This window comes from Sphingobium nicotianae, assembly GCF_018603885.1.
In the GTDB taxonomy this organism is placed as follows: domain Bacteria; phylum Pseudomonadota; class Alphaproteobacteria; order Sphingomonadales; family Sphingomonadaceae; genus Sphingobium; species Sphingobium nicotianae.
In genome coordinates, this window is record NZ_JAHGAW010000001.1 from 31,410 (window position 1) to 49,067 (window position 17,658).

Consider the following 17,658-nt stretch of genomic DNA (forward strand, 5'->3'; position numbering starts at 1 on the left):
CAGCTAAAAAAATGAGATCGCCGATTCATACTTTGCGGTTCGTTCCGATTATTTGCATCCTCGCCACGTTTCCAGCGCTGGGACAAGTCGAAAATGCAAGGGATGGCAGGCCTGTGCAAACCGCTCCGCTCGATGCGCCCGGCGCGTCGCGGTCGCTTGCGCCTGCCGATTCCGCTGACATCGCGCCGCCCGAGATTCGGGCGCCCCGATTCGCCGTCGATGCTGCCGTGCACCCTGCCGGGAACAAGAACCGCACGATCGATGCGCCACGGGCCGTCAGATCGACCGCAGTTGTCGCCCCGGCCCGTCGCGCTCCTGCCGCTGTTACGCCCGCGCCGCCGGTCATCCAAGCCACGCCTTATGATCGGATCGCGGCCCTGTCGGCGGTTCCGCTCACCCAGCCACCGGCCCGGCCAGTGGTGGTGAGGCCGAGCTTCATGAGCGACGCGCTCGCGACAGCCGCCGTCTGGCGCGGTTTGGCCGAAACCTATCTGGCGACCTATTGGCGCGAGGTGGGGCTGATTGCGGCGATGATCATCCTGTCCGGCCTCTTGTTCTGGCGGTTGGGCGAGCGCAGTCGCCACGCCGACCAGGAGCTTGTGCTGGATTTCGACGCATTGCCGCTGGTCGAGCAGGTGGGGGCGGATGCGATGCATGAGCCGGAGACGCTCCTGGCCGACCGGATGGTCCGGCTCGACGCCGAAATCGAGCCGGAAGGGCTGCCCTTGCCGACGCCCGTCGCGGCGCGCAACGAAGCGCCCCTGGTCGCTGAAGGCATGCTTGACGAGGACATGTTGCCGCATCGCCATTTCGGTTCGCTGCGTGAAGCCATCGAGGCGATGAAGGCCGACATGGCGGCCGCCGACAACGCCAAGAGCGCCATCAGCGCCTGACACTTTTCTCAAGCCGGACGATTGCGGCATCCGGGTCTCGGATTCGCCGCGCCGACTTGCCACGAAAAAGGGGGCGCATCCTCGCGGATACACCCCCAAATCTCGGGCCCAAATCTCGGGCAGGGCAACCGAAGTTGCCCGCCTTGAAGATTACTTGAGTTCGACGGTCGCGCCGGCTTCCTCGAGCTTCTTCTTGATTTCCTCGGCCTCGGCCTTGGACACGCCTTCCTTCACAGCCTTCGGAGCCGACTCCACGAGGGTCTTGGCTTCGGTCAGGCCGAGGTTGGTGATGGCGCGGACTTCCTTGATGACGTTGATCTTCTTGCCACCGTCGCCGGTGAGGATCACGTCGAACTCGGTCTGCTCTTCAGCAGCCGCGGCGGGAGCGGCGGCAGCCGGACCGGCAACTGCAACGGCAGCGGCAGCCGAAACGCCCCACTTCTCTTCGAGCGCCTTCGAGAGCTCGGCGGCCTCGAGGACGGTCAGGGCGGACAGCTGGTCGACCAGTGCGTTGATATCAGCCATTATATTCACTCCATTTTCTAGCGGGCGTCTGTGGCCCAAGTCATCGGTTTGCAAATCGGGCGGACCTGACGATCAGGCCGCATCCTTCTCGGCGTAGGCATTGAAGACGCGCGCGAGCTGCGCGGCCGGTGCCTGGGTGACGGAAGCGAGCTTCTGCGCAGGGGCCTGGATGAGGCCGATGAGCTTCGCGCGCAGTTCGTCCAGCGAGGGCAGGGAGGCCAGCGCCTTGATGCCTTCGGCATCGAGGATCTGAACACCCATGGCGCCGCCGACGACCTCGAGCTTGTCGTTCGTCTTGGCGAAATCGACCACGACCTTCGCGGCCGCGACCGGATCGGAAGACGTCGCCAGGCCGACCGGGCCGATGAGCAGCTCATCGAGCCCCGCATAGTCCGTGTCCACGATGGCGATCTTGGCAAGCCGGTTCTTCGTCACCTTGTAGGTCGCGCCGGCTTCGCGCATCTTCTGACGGAGCTGGGTGGACTGAGCGACGCTCATGCCCAGATTGCGGGTCACGACGACCACGCCCATTTCCTTCAGAGACGCGTGAAGCGACGAAACGACCTCGGTCTTTTCATTGCGATCCATGCCATTCTCCTCAGCGGCCTTGCTCGGGAAAATCCCTCGCGCAGCCGCGTTCACACATGCGCCAGGCGCGACCCGTCATGGGCCGCGCGCGGCAAGAGCAGTCCGAGGGGAAGGGTTGACTGGACCCACGCGCCAGAGGGCGAGGGCAGACCCGGATCGGCCTGCGCGCACGCGGGCCATCATCCGGCTAGAACTTTTCCCCGTCTCGGCTGGAGATTAAGATGGCCAGATGCCATCACCAGCTGTCTCGGACGGTATGCCGGGACGAATCCCGACAAGCGCAGCGCCACTAGGCGAAATTTGCGGGAACTGCAAGCCCGCCGCCCATCCCGATCTCGGTAAATTCTCGTTTTTCCGGAACCCGGATGTTCAATACTGACCGGAATCAATGCTATCGTTTGTTAATAGATCTCGTTAACCATCGGGTTTAATCACGAGATTCCAAGAAGATGATCGATAACTATAAACGTAAATTAATGTTAACCCTGTAGATTTTTACTGGCGGCTCCGGTAAGGCGTGTCCCATGCACGTTGAAGCGCCATCATTACCGTCGTGGACCCATTGGGAGAAGCGTCAGCATCACGCCTTGATCGCGCTCGCCATCCTGACGAGCGCGGGGGTCGCGGCCGCGGCGAGCAATGAACGCCGCATGTTCCTGATGCCGGCGACGCCGCAGGCGCTCACCGCGATCGCGATGCCGGAGCCGACCACGTTGCGCTCGCCAGTCATGGGATATCTCGACGATGGCTGCCAGCCGGACCTGGATATTGCGTCGGGGTCCATCGCGCGTGCGATTGATCAGCATGATTGCGGCAAGGATCGCAAGCGCGCGGCCGAACCTGCCGGGTCCGACACGCCGCCCTCCGCTTTCTTCGCTGTGCCGGATACGCCGGTCGTACTGACCGACACGCCGCTGCCGGTGATCGCCGAGCTGTCGCCCGACCCTCAAACCATCCCCATCGTCGGCGGCAATCCCTATGCCGGCCCGATCCACACGGCTGGCGGGACGCCGGCGGCGCTGCTGACGGGCGTCCCCGAACCGGCGAGCTGGGCGATGATGATTGCGGGTTTCGCGCTGGCGGGAGGATCCCTGCGGCGTCCTCGGCGTGGCGCTGCTTCGGTCTCGCCGGCCTGACAGCCTAGCCGCCACGTCGGCGCGAAGCTCAGTCGTGGATCGTCATCGTATCGCCGCGCAGTGTCACCGTGCCGAGCAGTTCCAGCGCATTCTGCCCCATCAACGAGACTGGCAGGCCGCCATCCACCACGGCGGCGTTGATCTTCTCGATCCGCTTGCCGGCCATGTCGAGCCGGTCGATCTTCGCCCAGCGCATATCGCTGTTGCCGCCGACCGTCCGCATGCTCGCCTTGGATGCCAGGCTCTCGAACGGAATGCCGAGTTTCTCGGCATCGGCGCGGTTGAGCACGACGACGGTTGCCCCGGTGTCCACCACGAAGCGGATCAAGTGACCGTTCGCCTCTCCCTCCACATAGAAGAGACCGTCGCTGTGACGCCGGATGATGCGTGTCGCGGGGCCCGCGCTCGGGCTCGCCGCTTCCACCGGTTGCGTCATGGCGATATTCGCGGCTGGCGCCGCTCCGGCGGGCGTATCGCCCGCAGCGGGCAGGCTGAACGAGATCGCGACGATCGCGGTCAGCGTCATCAGCCCGCCGAATTCGAGATGCAATCTGGACATGACAAGCGGTTTCGCAGGCGCGTCACAACATGTGGTTGTGTGATCCGGTTACCTGAAAATTAACGAGATTCTATTCCCGGCAATACTCAGGCCGATGTCGATGCGACCGATTTGCGCGGGGAAGGCGCGGCGCCGGTGTTGAACCCAGCCTCCTCCTGCAGGCGCCTGGTCACCGCCCGCTTGCGCCGGCCGAAGATGATCGCCGCGATTCCCGAGATCAATGCTGACAAACCGAATTCCCCCGCCAGCACATAATAATGCCAGCTCAGCTTTTCGGGCGAGCTGAACAGCACATAGGTGTCGCTGTCCACGTCATAACCCGCATAGCGATAGAGGCTCATCATCTCGCCCGGCAGTGCCCGCCGCCGCAGAACGCCTTGCAGATAAGGCGTGAACGCGCCTTCCGGCACACGGAAACGCCAAACGCGTACAAGCTTCTTCTGATCGGGGAACTTGATGGCATCATAGCCTTTGACATCATTCCGCCGTACTTCGACGAAATAGCGCAGTGGCTCGTTCTTCGCAGTGTCGGGGCCGGGCGTCGCCTCGCGGATCGGCGCGAAATAGAGGGTGCGCTTCACCAGAAACAGATCTTCATTATATTGCGCCGTTTCGCTCAGATCGACCGTGCCGGTCAGCACCGCGCGGCCCTCTACCGGCGCGATCGCGTCCGGCGAGCCCAGCACGATGCTGCGCGGTGTGCCCTGGTCGCTCGGCAATTGCAGGCGCAGGATGAGGATGATGACGACGGCCAGCAGGCTGCCAGCGCACATGCCCATGAAGAAGCCCTGCAGCCGGCCGAGGCGGCTGCGGATGATCCGGCCATCGTCGACGCGCGCCGGCCCCAGCCCCTCGTCGCGGCGCTGGCGCACGCGCAGCAGCCAGACGGCAATGATGAGCGGCGCCGAGAACAAGGTCGTCAGCGCCACGAAGGTCAAAGCCGGCCAGTAGCGCTTGAACTCGAGATATTGCCATTCGGCCAGCTGCGCGACGATGCCGCGATATTCCACCGACTGGAACAGGAAGAAGAGGCTGACAACGGCAACCCAGAAGCCCAGCACGCGCACCGCGAAATTCAGCTGTCGGGACACTCGCTCATAGGCGTCTCGCTCGACAGCCATTTTCGTTTCACCGCGTCCCAATAACCTTTGAGCGGCTTTAATGCCCCAGATCGGGACGGGCAATCGAAAGTCGCTGAACGCCAGGGACTATTTACAACTTTGTGACGCCGGGACCACAAACGAAAATCCCCGCCGCGCTTGCGCGCAACGGGGATTTTCCTGTCTTGATAATGCGAAGGATCAGATGCTGGCGACTTCCGCCACATCGACCTTCACGCCCGGGCCCATCGAGGACGAGAGCGCGATCTTGCGCACATATTTGCCCTTCGAGCCCGAGGGCTTTGCCTTGACGATGGCATCGACGAACGCGTCGAAATTCTTGCGAATGTCGGCGTCCGAGAAGCTCGCCTTGCCGAGGCCGGCGTGGATGATGCCAGCCTTTTCGACGCGGAACTCGATCTGGCCGCCCTTGGCAGCCTTGACCGCTTCGGCGACGTTCGGGGTCACGGTGCCCAGCTTCGGGTTCGGCATCATGCCCTTGGGGCCCAGCACCTTGCCGAGACGGCCGACGAGGCCCATCATGTCCGGCGTGGCGATCACGCGGTCGAAGTTGAAGTTGCCGGCCTGGATGCTCTCGAGCAGATCCTCGGCGCCCACGATCTCCGCGCCTGCCGCCGTCGCCTGCTCCGCCTTGTCGCCGCGCGCGAACACCGCGACGCGGACGTCCTTGCCGGTGCCGGCAGGGAGCGTGACGACGCCGCGGACCATCTGGTCGGCGTGACGCGGATCGACGCCCAGGTTCATCGCGACCTCGACGGTCTCGTCGAACTTGGCGGTGGCGTTCTTCTTGATGAGCGCGATGGCTTCATCGACGCCGTGCAGCTTCTCGCGGTCGATCGTGCTGGCCAGTGCCTTGGCCTTCTTGGACTGGAATGCCATGTCTTAACCCTCTACCACGGTGAGGCCCATCGCGCGGGCGCTGCCTTCGATGATCTTGGTCGCGGCCTCGATGTCATTGGCATTGAGGTCGGCCATCTTCGCCTGCGCAATCTCGGAGAGCTGCGAGCGCTTGATGGTTCCGGCGCTGACCTTGCCCGGCTCCTTGGAGCCCGACTTGAGGTTCATCGCCTGCTTGATCAGGAAGGTTGCCGGCGGCTTCTTGGTGATGAAGGAGAAGCTGCGGTCGGCATAGACGGTGATGATGGTCGGCAGGGGCGTGCCCTTCTGCTCCTTCTCGGTCGCCGCGTTGAACGCCTTGCAGAATTCCATGATGTTCACGCCGCGCTGACCCAGTGCAGGGCCGATCGGCGGCGAGGGATTGGCGGCGCCGGCGGCCACCTGGAGCTTGATATAGCCCGTAATCTTCTTTGCCATGTGTCTCACTCTGTAGAGAGCGGAACGTTGCCGCGCCGCCCGGTTCAAGTTTAGCGGTCAGACGGAGCGTCCGAAGATGCTCCTCCCGCAAGTCTCCCCGCCTGAAAGGCATGGGAAGCGCGCGCCTATAGCGGTGGATCGTCGAAAAGGGAAGGGGCTTGTGCGAAACGCCCTTCCGCGCGCAGACTGGGCAGAATGCAATCAGGGGAAATCATCCATTCATCGGCCGAGCCCCGCAAGCTGTCCCTGTGGCTGATCGTGGGCGTCTATATCCTGCCGATCCTGTTCGCTTGGTTCCTCCTGCGGCCCGGTTATTCGCCGATGGCGCGCGAAGGCGCTTTCCTCCCGGCGGGCTTTTCCCTGATCGTCGTGATTGTTCACGCGCTCTCCCCTTATTGAGGGCAAAACATGGTTGGGCCTCGATAGTATAACGCGATATATATCGCGATATGAACCTATCCATCGAGTCGCCCCGCGACCTCATCGCCACGCTTGGCTATCTCTGCCTCGGCAGCCGCCTCAAGCGGCTCGGCGAGCGCATGCAGACCAGCGTCGCGCAGCATCTTGGCGCGCGGGGCCATGAGGTGCAGCCGGCCCAGCTCCCCCTGCTCTGGGCTTTGCAGGAGCATGGCGGGGCGATGACCATCGGCGCGCTCGGCGAGCGGCTCGGCATCAGCCAGCCCGGCGTTAGCCGCGCGATCGCCTCGCTGGAGGGGCAGGGTCTGGTGAGGCCGACACGCGCGGGCAAGGATCGCCGCCAGCGCCAGATCGCGATCAGTCCTGCTGGTGAGGCGCTGATGGCGGACCTGTCGGCGCGCTTCTTCCCCGCCGTCCAGCGGGCCGTCGAGCAGCTCTGCCTCGCCGCCGGGCCCGACCTGCTCGCCCGGATCGATCGCATCGAGGACGATCTGGCCGACGCGCCGCTGGAAGCTCGCATTGCCGCTCAGCTAGCGAAGGCGGACGCATGACCAGCGCGCTCGATCGTCCCGCCTGGAATGCGCTGAACAGCCTGCAGGCGCATCATGCCCGCCGCCATGGCCCGGCCGTCCGTTTCGATCCCGAGATCGGCCCGCTTTCCGCGGCGGAGACGCATGACGAAGCGGGTCTCGCCGCCCTGGCCGCGCTGGCGCTGCCCGGCGAGATCCTCGCCTTCATCGAGCGCGATGCCGTTCCCCTGCCGCCGGACATGACGTTGGAGCGCCAGTCGCCTGCCGTGCAGATGGCCGCATGGGAGGCGCCCGCGCCCTTCGATCACCCGGATATCGTCCCGCTCGGCGATCATCACGGCCCGGAGATGCGCGCGCTCGCCGAGCTGACCAGGCCCGGCCCCTTCACCAGCCGCACGCACATGTTGGGGCAATTCTGGGGCATCATCGAGGACGGCCGCCTCATCGCCATGGCGGGCGAGCGCATGCGCTTCCCTGGCCACGGCGAGGTCAGCGCCGTCTGCGTGCACCCGGATGCGCAGGGCAGGGGCCTCGGCACGCTGATGGTCCGCAAGGCGATGTCGAACCTCGCCGCGCAGGGCCTGCAACCCTTCCTCCACGCCTATGCCGACAATGAAGCCGCCATCGCCACCTATCGCCGCTGCGGCTTCACCCTCCGCAGCGAGATGATGATCACCATGGTCCGGAAGGAAGATTGAGGGCGGAAACCAGATCAGTAAAACCCCGACCACAAACTCCCATTATCGTCATTCCTGCGTTCGCGGGGTTGACGATCTAACGAACTCGCTGAACGGCGGCCCAACGCTATCAAAGTGCGATCATCACCTCCGCCTCGATCTCCACCGGAAAATCCATCGGCAGCCCGCACACGCCGACTGCGGTCCGCGCATGCCGCCCGATCTCCGCACCGAACACGTCGATAATCAGATCGGTGAAGCCGTTCATCACCGCTGGCGTCTGGGTGAAGCCGGGGACGCAATTGATCATGCCGTGCACGCGGCACCAGCCCGTCACCCGGTCGAGACTGCCCAGTTCGCGCTGGAGGTTACCCAGCATCGAGAGCGCGACCTTGCGGGCGGAGAGCTGCGCCTGCTCGATCGTCACCGTGCCGCCGACCGGCCCGTGCGGACCTGCCGCTGATCCGTCGGCCTCCTGCGGGCCATGGCCGGAGAGATAGGCCCGGTCGCCGCGCACGTTCACCCAGGGGAAGGGCAGGCGCATGCCGTCCGGAAGCCTGAGCGGCTGGGGCAGGACGATGCCGAGGTCGATCAGTCTCTGCTCGATGCCCGGCATGATGTTCTCCCTCTTTGTCCGCTTCGTCAGCCCACGCCGGACGCCCGCCGCTTCATCGCGTGAAGCTCCGCCTGCGAGAGCAGCAGGTCAAGATCCTCGCGGGCAATGTCGAAGCTTTCGTGCATGTCGGCCAGTGCCTTGTCGATATCCTCGAGATGGAAGCCGGCCGCCTCGCGCACCTCGTCGACCTGTTTGGGCGGCGCGACGGGTTGGTGTGGATAGCTGTGGCCCGTGATCCGGTGGAAGAACATGGCGAGCGAGACCAAGGCGATGCTGTTCAGCCCCACCGGCGCGAAGGCGAAGAGATAGCCCATCTCGTGGATGCCGTGGCTGCCGATGACGGCGGTCAGCGCTGCCGCGCCGCCCGGCGGATGCAGGCAGCGGCCGAGCGTCATCATCAGGATGGCGCCGCCTACGGCCGCCCCGGCGGCCATGGTCGGGTCGGGGATCAGCCAGGCGGCGGTGACGCCCGCGATCGTCGAGAGGACATTGCCGCCCACCACCGACCAGGGCTGGGCGAGCGGGCTGCTCGGCACGGCGAAGGCGAGCACGGCTGATGCGCCGACCGGCGCGACGATCATCGGCACATCGGCATGGGCGAGCGGAAATTGGGCGCAAACGACAATAGTGAGCGCGATCCCGATGGCTGCGCCGACGATGGCGAGCAGTCGCGGCAGCAGTTCGGCGCCGGCCAGGATCGGCCGAAAAAGCGAAGCTTGTTTCATTGAGCCGCCGCGATGCCCGCAGGATGGGATGAAAGGCCAGTCAGCTTTTCACATGCCACGCATAGTCTGGCTTTCAACGCGTTCAGTCCGCCATGCAGAAGTCGCGCAGCGCGCGCGCGTCGTGCAGCGCATTGTGCGGCACCCGGCTGTTGGCGGCGGAGCTGAATCCGGCGGCATCGACCAGCTCGAATCGCAGGCCGCGCGTCGTCACCATGTCACCGGGTCCGGTCAGCAGCAGCATGCAGAAATGCGCAATGTCCTCCGGCCAGTCGGCGAGGATCGTCGGCTCATTGTCGCCGGCCAGATAGGCGGCGAGATGATGGGAGGTCTGCACCCGGTCGAGCTCGTGATCCACGCCCGGCGGCACATGTCGCAGAAACGGGATCACATGCCGCTCGACCCACGGCACGATCTGGTCGGGCAGCGGCAGCGAGGTATAAAATTCCTGATCGCCATATTCGGGAACGAGGGCGATGCTGATGAGAGCGCCGCCAAAGCCATTATATTCCGTATCGAGATAGTATCGCATCGGCTGGGCGCATACAGCGCTTCTTGCCCAAGCGCGACAGGAGAAGAGCATGATAGCCCGCGAATTGATCGGCACGGCGCAAGTGCCCGGCGGCGAGGAGCTGCGTCTCTACCGGCGCGGCGCGGATTTCATGATCGTGCTCGACCGCAACGAGCTGATGAACAGCCGGATGAGCGGATCGGAAAAGGCGCTGGCGACAATGACGATCGCCCGGCTGGCCGGCCGCAAGCGCCTGCATTTGCTGATCGGCGGTTATGGCATGGGCTTCACCCTGCGTGCCGCGCTCGGCCTGCTCGATGCGGGTGGGCGCGTCACGCTGGCCGAATTGCTGCCGGAGATCATCGAGTGGGCGCGGGGCCCGATGGTGGAGCTGACCGACGGCTGCCTTGATGATCCGCGCCTGGCGCTGGTCGAGTGCGACGTTGCCGAGCTGATCGAAGACGGGCAGGGGAGCTATGATGCGATTCTGCTCGATGTCGACAACGGCCCCGATGGCCTCATCACGCCGCGCAACGACCGGCTCTATTCCGCGAAGGGTCTCTCGGCGGCGATGAAGGCGCTCAAGCCCGGCGGCATCCTCGCCGTCTGGTCCGCCGCGCCGGACGAGGCCTTCGCCCGTCGCCTGCGCAGCGCCGGCTTCGCGGTCGACGAAGTGGCGGTGAAGGCGCGAGACAACGGCAAGGGGCCGCGCCACGTCATCTGGTTCGCGCAGAGACGAGCTTGATCCGAACGGGTTCTGAAACGCGCTGCCTCACTCCGCCGGCAGCGGATCCACCGTCGGGACCACAGCCGGCTTGCGCCGTCCCACGATCATCCCGACGCCGACCACGCACAGCGTGAACACCGCCGGGCACAGCGCCAGGATGGCGAAGCTGCGCACGATCGGCATGCCGCTGCTCAGCACCATGGCGCCAACCACCGGCCCCAGGATCGCGCCGATCTTGGCGATGGATGTTGCCCAGCCCGCGCCGTTCGCGCGGATCGCGCTGCCGTAGAAGAGACCGGCGATGGAGTGGATGCCGAAATGCGCGCCGCCCACGAAGCTGGTCGAGATGATCGACAGGATCAGGAAGCTGTTGTTCGACATCGGCACGAAGCCGATGCACAGCAGGATGGGAAAGCCGATCGCCGGATAGACCGCGACCGCATAGGGGCCGAACCGGTCGGTGAAGCGCATCAGGAGCAGGCCGAGCGCGGCGCCCAGCAGCCCGGAGAGCGACGAGACCCAGGCGGCGGTGTCGCGCGCGAAATCCAGATATTCATAGACGAGCGGACCCCACATCGCCTTGAAATAGACCGCGAGCGAGCTGGCGATATAGGCCAGCCACAGTAAAGGCGTCAGCCATTTGAGATCGCCCTCGAACAGTTTGCCGAGCGTGAAATTCTCCTTGTCGACGCGCTCGTCGCCCAGCGTGAAGCGGTCCAGCGGCGTCGCGGCCAGGCCGGGGTCGACCTTGTTGAGGATCTTCGCGATCGTTTCGGGATCGCGCTGCTTGCTGGCGAGGAAGCGCACCGACTCCGGCAGCCAGAGCGCCAGCCCGATCGCGCAGAGCAAAGTGCAGCCGCCGCCGAACACGAACACGCCTTCCCAGCCATGAGCCGGGGCGAGCCAGATGGTGATCGGCGCGGCGATCGCCGCGCCCAGGCTGTAGCCCATCATGATCACGGTCACGATGCTGGCGCGCATTCGGGCGGGCACATATTCGATGTTCAGCGCCCAGGCGAGCGGCAGCATGCCGCCGATCGCCAGACCGTCGAGGAAGCGCAGCACCAGCAACGCCTCATAGCTCTGCGCCAACGCCGTCGCGGCGGTCAGGAGGGCGAAGGCGAAGGCGGAGCAGACGATCGTAGCCCGTCGCCCGATGCGGTCGCCGATGTAGGAAAGCACGAACCCGCCGATCATCGCGCCGACCAGAGCGACCGAGAAGACATTGCCGAGCATGGCTTTGTCCAGGTGCAGCTCGTCGCGCATATAGGGCGCGGTGAAGCTGATCATCTGCATGTCGAAGCCGTCGAACACGGTGATGAACCAGGAGAGGATGATGAGCTTGTAGTTGAACGGGCCGAGCTTTCGCCCGTTGATCAATCCCGCAATGTCGATGGTTCTGGGCGCGCTGGCCATGGGTGATTCTCTCTCCGGTGCCCGATTCATTCGAAAGGCAATGACCCGACTTTGGGGCAGCGCGCGATTGTGGGCAAGGGAGAAGCGAGCGGTTTGCATGAGCGCACGCGTTGAACAAGTCCGGTCGGCTTCCTAGGAGGAACCGGAATGGACGACCCGATCCCGAACCATGGCGCCCGCAGCGCGAACCGGCCCTTCGCCATTGCCGATCCCGGCATGGCGGCGGCGCTGCTTGCCGGCCGCAAGACGCAGATGCGCGTGCTCGTCCACAGCCCGCTCGCACAGGTCGCGCCGGGCGAGCGCATCGCCGTGCGAGAGGCCTGCATCCCCGGCCGCTATGTCGCGGGACAAGTCTATTCGACCTCGCCCGCCAACGCGACATTCGTGATCTTCCCTGACGGGTGGCGCCAACATTCCGACGGCAGCGTCAAGCGGGGCCGCCGGCCTACGGATCCGGATCATCTCTGGATCCCTGCGATCCAGATGCCCGACTGGGCCGGGCGCGCGACCCTGATTATCGAGCGGGTCCGCACCGAACGGTTGCAGCGGATCAGCCGTCGCGACGTGCGCGCCGAAGGCGCGGTCCCGCTGCTCGGCGGCCTGCTGTGGCGCTGGCCGCCGCCGATGCCCGGCCGATATCTCACCGCGAGCCGGGCCTTCGCGCATTACTGGAACGTCCGTCACGCCATGCCGGGCGAGCGCTGGGAGGACGATCCGCCCGTCGTCGTCCTCGGCTTCCGCGTGGAGCTCTGTTCCCGATAAGACCCACCCCGGCGTGCGCGATCATCCCTTCGCGCTTCTGCGCGTGACCGGAGCAGCCCGGGCTGGTTCCTCGGACGGTGTGCGGAAAAGGGGGCAGCGCGGCAGGTCGCCCGTGGCTCATCGCCTGGTGTCGGTCGCAATCCAGTTCGTCTCCCACGTCGTTCCGCCATCGGCCGAAAAGGCCTGTTCGAACCGCGCGGAATTTGGCGTGACGTCGGAGATCACGAAGCGGACGAAGACGCTGCGGCCATTGACGCTGTCCATCCCGTAGAAGGTTCCGCGGCCCTTGTCGTCGAACGCGCCCGTTACCGGAGAGGTGAGGAGGCCATTGCGGACATTCGCGAAGTTGAGCGTCCATTGGCGCGACAGGGGATTGTAGAGCCGGAGGGACACGCCCTCGATCCGCCCCGAAACCCCTTCGACCGAAAGCTCGACAAGATTGGCCCGTCCGCCCAGGAGCGTGCGCACCTCGCTGGTGCCGCGATATTCGACCCAGCGGCTGGACCCGGTCAGCGGCTCAGGAAGATAGCGCAGTTGCGTCGTCCAGCTTCCGGTTTCCCAGTCGAAATCATGGCTTCCCTCGCGCAGTTGCGCGACGGCTGGCGCCCCCGCCTGGGCATATCCGGGGGCAGCCTGAGCAGAGGCGGCCAGAGCCGCCATGATGGCCGCAGGCGGCGCTGCAATCTTCATAGCGGCCTCGAAAACCTCGCGAGAGCCTCGTAGGGGTTCAGCATCGGCTAACTCCAACATGTTGAGCGATCAGGCGAATCTCATACCCGCGATACCCGGCCGAGGTCCACCACCCGCCAATCCAGTCTTGATCTGCGCCAAGGTTCGATGCCCGATGGGAGCGATGTTCTTCCGCCAAGTCCAGGCGTTCCCTCGGATCGGTCTGCGGACACGCGAGTCTTCGCGCCGTCGCCTACCGCTTCACCGCATCCTCCGCCCAGTCCTCGTTCGCCCGCGCGATGAGATAGTCGTGGATGCGCTCGGCCTGCTCCTTGGTCAGCAGGTCCTTGAAGCTCGCCATGCCCTGCTGCGCGCGCACGCCGCCCAGCACGATATCGAGGAACTGCGCGTGCGTCTGCGGCGTCATCCAGCGCAGATCCTTGACCCCGCCATGCGCCTGCTCGCCATGGCAGCGCGAACAGGTCTCGTTGAAATATTTCGCGCCCTCGCGCACCTGATCCTCGCTGGCGCGCAGCATCGGCGGGCGGGCGAGGGCGGTCGGCGGCGGCATCGGCGGCAGCGAGACGCCCCTGGCATCCAGCTTGAACACGAGCAGCCGTGCCGGTGAGACGCGGAAGCCGCCCGGTATCCGGTTCAGCGCCGCGACGATCGATCCGGTCCAGCCGGCATTCACCGCGACATATTGCTCACCGTCGATGCTGTAGGTGACCGCGCCGCTCACCGGGACATTGTCGACCGGCATCGCCCACAGCTTCTTGCCGGTGTCAGCGGCATAGGCGGCGAATGTCTTCTCGATCGTCCCCTGGAAGACGAGGTTGCCCGCCGTCGCGAGCGTCCCGCCCGAGCCTGGAGTGGGATAGGGCACGCGCCACGCCTCGCTCTGCGTCACCGGGTTCCAGGCGAGCAGATAGCCTTTCTCCATCGCGTCGGCCTCGGCCTGCAATTTCTTGCGCTGCGCTGCCCATTCCGGGGTCACGCCGACATAATCGTAGCCCGCATTGATGCGGAACGGCACGAACTTGAAGTCCTCGTCGCGCTGGCGCGCATAGATGATCGACTGCTCCATCGCGGCGAAATAGACGAGGCCGGTCTTCGGGTTGAACGACATCGGCGTCCAGCTATGCGCCGCCAGCAGGCTCGGCGTCATGCGCTTAGGGCTCGTGGTGAGATGCACGTCGGGATAGAAGACCGGCCGTCCGGTCTTCATGTCGACATGGCTTGCCCACATCTGCGGCACATAGCTCCTGGCGGAAATCAGCTTCCCCGTCTTGCGATCGAGCACGTAGAAGAAGCCGTTCTTGGGCGCCTGCATGATCACCTGCCGGGTCTGGCCCTTGATCCTGAGGTCGGCCAGCATCATCGGCTGGGTGCAGGTGAAGTCCCAGTCGTCTTCCGGCACCATCTGATAGTGCCAGACATATTTGCCGGTGTCCGCGTTCACCGCCACGATCGAGCAGAGAAACAGATTGTCGCCCTTGTCGGCGCTGCGGAAATGCCAGCTGAGCGGCGAGCCGTTGCCGGTGCCGATATAGACGAGGTTGAGCTTGGGATCATAGACGAGGCTGTCCCACGCCGTGCCGCCGCCGCCATATTTCCACCACTCGCCATGCCAGCTCGGCATCGCGATCTTCATCGCGCTGTCGGAGGCCTCGCCGTCCGGTCCGTTGGCGGGGTTGCCGGGCACGGTGTAGAATTTCCAGAGCTTCTTGCCGGTTTGCGCGTCCCACGCCGCGACGAAGCCGCGCACGCCATAGTCGGCGCCGCTGTTGCCGATCACCACCTTGCCGTCGAACACGCGCGGTGCGCCTGTGATCGAATAGGCATGGTCGTTCTCGAACGTCTTGACGCTCCAGACCGGCTGGCCCGTCCGCGCATCGACCGCGATCAGCCGCCCGTCGAGCGTCGCGATGTAGATCTTGCCATCCCACGCCGCGATGCCCCGCGTCCCCGCGCCGCAGCAGGCGAGGCGCGACCATTGCCGGTCGACCTTGGGATCATAGGTCCACAGCGGCTTGCCCGTCCTCCCGTCATAGGCGGTGACGATGTTGAAGGCCGAGACGTTGTAGAGCACGCCGTCGACCACCAGCGGCGTCGATTCGATGCCGTGATAGGTGTCGAGATCGGCATACCAGGCGAGGCCGAGCCGCGAGACCGTCCTGTCGTTGATCTGGGCAAGGGGCGAGAAGCGCTGCTCGTCATAGCTGCGCCCGTAGGACATCCAGTTCGCCTGATTGGCGGCCGCGTCCGGCGCGGCCATGCGCTGGCTCGTCACCTGCGCCGCGTCCGGCCCGCTCTGGCTCGCCGCCGTGATCGGCGCCATGACGAAGGCCAGCACCGCCGCCAGCCCGAGACGTTTCGCCCGCATATCCCCTCCATCCCCTGCGCGACGCTGCGGCCGCTTGCCGGCGCGATAGTGCGGGAATGGCGCGGGAAAGCAATCGTTCTTGGCGTTCGACCGGTTGGATGAACTGGAAGGGGGGATCGATCGAGCGCCGTGTCTCCTGCGGGGACGAGGTGTGGGGGGTATCAGGCTGGGAGGACAGAATTCAAACGGAGTGCAGACCACCCCAATCCGTTCGCCCTGAGCTGTCGAAGGGCTCTCCTTTCTTCTCTGCACTGCTAAGAAGGACGGCCCTTCGACAGGCCAGGGCGAACGGGCGGAAGAGAATGCATCTCTCCTTCGTTGCCGAGGCCAATGGAGGCTAGAGGACGGCTGGAATGCGGTGGCGAACAGTCGTCCGCTTCTAAACGTCACCCGATTGTTCGGTGACGGAGCAAGAGACGGTCAGATCAGATGCTTCCTGATAAAGCCGGCTACCAGGCTCGCATGTGTCTGCGCGAGATCGTGGTGGCCTCCGGGAATGATCTGCAACGCTGATTGAGGCATGAGTGAGCGCAATCGCTCTCCGACAGCGACGGGGCTGATCGGGTCTTCATCTCCCCACAGCAGGAGCGTGGGAACCTGGATGCTAGCGATCTGCTCCGATAGGTCGATCGATGTGTCCCTCAGCCAGGTCGGCGACCGAGGGATCGGCGCATCAGGAAATCGGCGTATGTGGTTCGAACGCCAATCCGTTCCACCAAGATCGCCGACCGGCACGCCAGCGGAGGTCACGGCCAACACCAGACGGCGAACATATTCAGGTTTTTGGAGGACAGCCATGATCGCAATGAGCCCGCCGAGCGATTGCGCAACGATGTCCACCGGCTGATCCATGGTTGCGAGAACCAGGCCAACGAGATCGTGGATGCTTTCGACACCTTCCGCGCCAGGTTCGTTGCCCAGACCCGGCCACGAAAAATGCATCGCTTCGACGTCGAGCAGATCGGCGACAGGGCGCCAATAGGATGCATCGGCAGTCGCGCCCGGGAGGAATAGCGTCTTGGTCACGGACCGAGACTATGCGCTGGCACTTGGGCCGCAACAAAATCTTCGACGGTGAACCCTGATTGATATGGCCGCTTGCGGGCGCAGACGTCCGCAAACGAACCGGCGGGATTGGGCGGTGAGAACACATTGACCGTTAGACAGCGGTGTGGAAAATCACTCCCAATGAAAGGCCTTCGCTATCTCGCTTATTTGGCGTTTGCCGTGGGGGCGTTCATCTTCTGGTCGCTGTTCTACATGCTGGTGCTCGGTGCTTTCCCCTTCCCTGTTGAACCTGAGTGTGCGTTGGAGCCGGGCGGATGCCCACCTCCTTCCGCATGGGAGCAGTTGTTTAGTCTCGTAGTCATATTCGGAACCATCCCGCTCACGGTGATCCTGTTCGTGTTTTTCAGGCTGTGGGTGCGGAAAAGACTTGGGCTTCAGGATCAGTGGTAGCCCACAATGGATCGTGTCCGAAATGGCCGGTTCGGCTGAAAAGTTGTGGTTAGCTACCGCTCGGCGGAGATTGGTCTTTCAGGGCGGGACTTATACCGTCGATGATTGGATGAGGCTTTTCCTCATCAGGGACGTATCCGACGTATCCCGTTTTTGCCATGACCCAGAAGCGCCACAAGTGAAAAACCAGCCAAAGCACCGCGAAGAAACCGGAAGGTATCAACCACCAATTTCCCAGGTATGCAGCCCCAAACATCGGGAAAGTCCCAATGTGTACAGCAGCTTACTTTCGGCCAGTCCTCCGGCCTGCATCCCGTCCGGCCATCGGCAAAATGCCCTGTAAAAGCCCACAGCTATCCTCCACTGGCTCTAAAAATAGCAAACGAAGAAGCGTCCGCAATGGCGTCGGGTCCGGTCAGCCGGCTTTACTTCAAAAGTTGACGATTGCCGCTATCCTTCAGTCCACCTGTGGGATCCGACCCCCTTTATCCATGCGCGCGCTGCGGCGCATAGAAACCGCTGTCCTACAGGGCGCCGCCCATGGCAGGCTCAGCGTTTCCGCTCTTTGACCGCGTCTATCCAACCGTCCGCACCTCGCACGCCGGCCCTTTCGTCCTGCGCGCGACTTTTG

At 64.4% G+C, this 17,658-nt stretch carries 21 protein-coding genes; 8 read left to right on the plus strand and 13 right to left on the minus strand.

Features of this window, described 5'->3' with window-relative positions:
• Positions 1-437: 437 nt before the first annotated feature.
• Positions 438-893, plus strand: coding sequence for a hypothetical protein (locus KK488_RS00125; RefSeq protein ID WP_214621117.1), 456 nt, complete (start codon positions 438-440; stop codon positions 891-893).
• Between the two features lie 150 nt (positions 894-1,043).
• Here KK488_RS00125 and rplL read toward each other — a convergent pair whose 3' ends face one another.
• Entirely contained in the window at positions 1,044-1,418 is a 375-nt protein-coding gene (gene rplL, locus KK488_RS00130; RefSeq protein ID WP_214621118.1) for a 50S ribosomal protein L7/L12, read from the minus strand.
• 72 nt (positions 1,419-1,490) lie between these two features.
• The gene (gene rplJ / locus KK488_RS00135) at positions 1,491-2,006 is read right to left on the minus strand and encodes a 50S ribosomal protein L10 (protein ID WP_214621119.1); all 516 of its coding nucleotides are present in this window, start codon (positions 2,004-2,006) and stop codon (positions 1,491-1,493) included.
• 524 nt (positions 2,007-2,530) lie between these two features.
• On the opposite strand from rplJ, the gene KK488_RS00140 reads away from it, so the two are divergent.
• Positions 2,531-3,142, plus strand: a complete 612-nt coding sequence (locus tag KK488_RS00140; RefSeq protein WP_250889950.1) for a PEPxxWA-CTERM sorting domain-containing protein — start codon at positions 2,531-2,533, stop codon at positions 3,140-3,142.
• Between the two features lie 28 nt (positions 3,143-3,170).
• Here KK488_RS00140 and KK488_RS00145 read toward each other — a convergent pair whose 3' ends face one another.
• The 4 genes from KK488_RS00145 to rplK form a co-directional block, all read right to left on the minus strand.
• Complete coding sequence (locus KK488_RS00145) at positions 3,171-3,701, minus strand: retropepsin-like aspartic protease family protein (RefSeq protein ID WP_214621120.1); 531 nt, start codon at positions 3,699-3,701, stop codon at positions 3,171-3,173.
• A gap of 86 nt (positions 3,702-3,787) precedes the next feature.
• Entirely contained in the window at positions 3,788-4,792 is a 1,005-nt protein-coding gene (locus KK488_RS00150) for a hypothetical protein (RefSeq protein WP_214621121.1), read from the minus strand.
• A 210-nt stretch (positions 4,793-5,002) separates the two neighbouring features.
• Entirely contained in the window at positions 5,003-5,701 is a 699-nt protein-coding gene (gene rplA, locus KK488_RS00155; protein WP_214621122.1) for a 50S ribosomal protein L1, read from the minus strand.
• Between the two features lie 3 nt (positions 5,702-5,704).
• Positions 5,705-6,136, minus strand: coding sequence for a 50S ribosomal protein L11 (gene rplK / locus KK488_RS00160; RefSeq protein ID WP_214621123.1), 432 nt, complete (start codon positions 6,134-6,136; stop codon positions 5,705-5,707).
• A 195-nt stretch (positions 6,137-6,331) separates the two neighbouring features.
• Between rplK and KK488_RS00165 the strand changes: the two genes are divergently transcribed.
• Genes KK488_RS00165 through KK488_RS00175 form a run of 3 tightly spaced genes read left to right on the plus strand, consistent with a single transcriptional unit; the run spans position 6,332 to position 7,781 of the window.
• Positions 6,332-6,535 (plus strand): hypothetical protein, encoded by a 204-nt coding sequence (locus tag KK488_RS00165; protein ID WP_214621124.1) that lies wholly within the window; start codon positions 6,332-6,334, stop codon positions 6,533-6,535.
• A 50-nt stretch (positions 6,536-6,585) separates the two neighbouring features.
• A complete protein-coding gene (locus KK488_RS00170) occupies positions 6,586-7,104 on the plus strand; it encodes a MarR family winged helix-turn-helix transcriptional regulator (RefSeq protein WP_214621125.1) in 519 nt (172 codons plus the stop codon).
• The gene (locus KK488_RS00175; protein WP_214621126.1) at positions 7,101-7,781 is read left to right on the plus strand and encodes a GNAT family N-acetyltransferase; all 681 of its coding nucleotides are present in this window, start codon (positions 7,101-7,103) and stop codon (positions 7,779-7,781) included. The genes KK488_RS00170 and KK488_RS00175 overlap by 4 nt, the downstream gene beginning before the upstream one ends.
• A 109-nt stretch (positions 7,782-7,890) precedes the next feature.
• Here KK488_RS00175 and KK488_RS00180 read toward each other — a convergent pair whose 3' ends face one another.
• From KK488_RS00180 to KK488_RS00190, 3 genes are all read right to left on the minus strand, one after another.
• On the minus strand, positions 7,891-8,376 hold the full coding sequence (locus KK488_RS00180) for a RidA family protein (RefSeq protein WP_214621127.1): 486 nt from the start codon (positions 8,374-8,376) through the stop codon (positions 7,891-7,893).
• Positions 8,377-8,402: 26 nt separating this feature from the next.
• Positions 8,403-9,101 (minus strand): HPP family protein, encoded by a 699-nt coding sequence (locus KK488_RS00185; protein WP_214621128.1) that lies wholly within the window; start codon positions 9,099-9,101, stop codon positions 8,403-8,405.
• An 82-nt stretch (positions 9,102-9,183) separates the two neighbouring features.
• Positions 9,184-9,630 carry a hypothetical protein gene (locus KK488_RS00190; protein ID WP_214621129.1) on the minus strand — a complete coding sequence of 149 codons (447 nt, stop codon included), beginning with the start codon at positions 9,628-9,630 and terminating at the stop codon, positions 9,184-9,186.
• A 49-nt stretch (positions 9,631-9,679) separates the two neighbouring features.
• Between KK488_RS00190 and KK488_RS00195 the strand changes: the two genes are divergently transcribed.
• Positions 9,680-10,354: a spermine/spermidine synthase domain-containing protein gene (locus KK488_RS00195; RefSeq protein WP_214621130.1), complete on the plus strand. Its 675-nt coding sequence runs from the start codon at positions 9,680-9,682 to the stop codon at positions 10,352-10,354.
• Between the two features lie 27 nt (positions 10,355-10,381).
• Here KK488_RS00195 and KK488_RS00200 read toward each other — a convergent pair whose 3' ends face one another.
• Complete coding sequence (locus KK488_RS00200) at positions 10,382-11,752, minus strand: MFS transporter (RefSeq protein WP_214621131.1); 1,371 nt, start codon at positions 11,750-11,752, stop codon at positions 10,382-10,384.
• Between the two features lie 147 nt (positions 11,753-11,899).
• Here KK488_RS00200 and KK488_RS00205 point away from each other — a divergent pair, with 147 nt between their 5' ends.
• Positions 11,900-12,514, plus strand: coding sequence for a hypothetical protein (locus KK488_RS00205; protein WP_214621132.1), 615 nt, complete (start codon positions 11,900-11,902; stop codon positions 12,512-12,514).
• A 117-nt stretch (positions 12,515-12,631) separates the two neighbouring features.
• Here the strand turns inward: KK488_RS00205 and KK488_RS00210 are convergent, their stop codons facing one another.
• The 3 genes from KK488_RS00210 to KK488_RS21640 form a co-directional block, all read right to left on the minus strand.
• Positions 12,632-13,174, minus strand: coding sequence for a hypothetical protein (locus KK488_RS00210; protein ID WP_214621133.1), 543 nt, complete (start codon positions 13,172-13,174; stop codon positions 12,632-12,634).
• Positions 13,175-13,436: 262 nt separating this feature from the next.
• Positions 13,437-15,569, minus strand: coding sequence for a PQQ-dependent dehydrogenase, methanol/ethanol family (locus tag KK488_RS00215; RefSeq protein ID WP_214621134.1), 2,133 nt, complete (start codon positions 15,567-15,569; stop codon positions 13,437-13,439).
• Between the two features lie 420 nt (positions 15,570-15,989).
• Positions 15,990-16,595 (minus strand): alpha/beta fold hydrolase, encoded by a 606-nt coding sequence (locus tag KK488_RS21640; protein WP_214621135.1) that lies wholly within the window; start codon positions 16,593-16,595, stop codon positions 15,990-15,992.
• Positions 16,596-16,757: 162 nt separating this feature from the next.
• Here KK488_RS21640 and KK488_RS00225 point away from each other — a divergent pair, with 162 nt between their 5' ends.
• Positions 16,758-17,027 (plus strand): hypothetical protein, encoded by a 270-nt coding sequence (locus KK488_RS00225; protein ID WP_214621136.1) that lies wholly within the window; start codon positions 16,758-16,760, stop codon positions 17,025-17,027.
• The last annotated feature ends 631 nt before the right edge of the window (positions 17,028-17,658 follow it).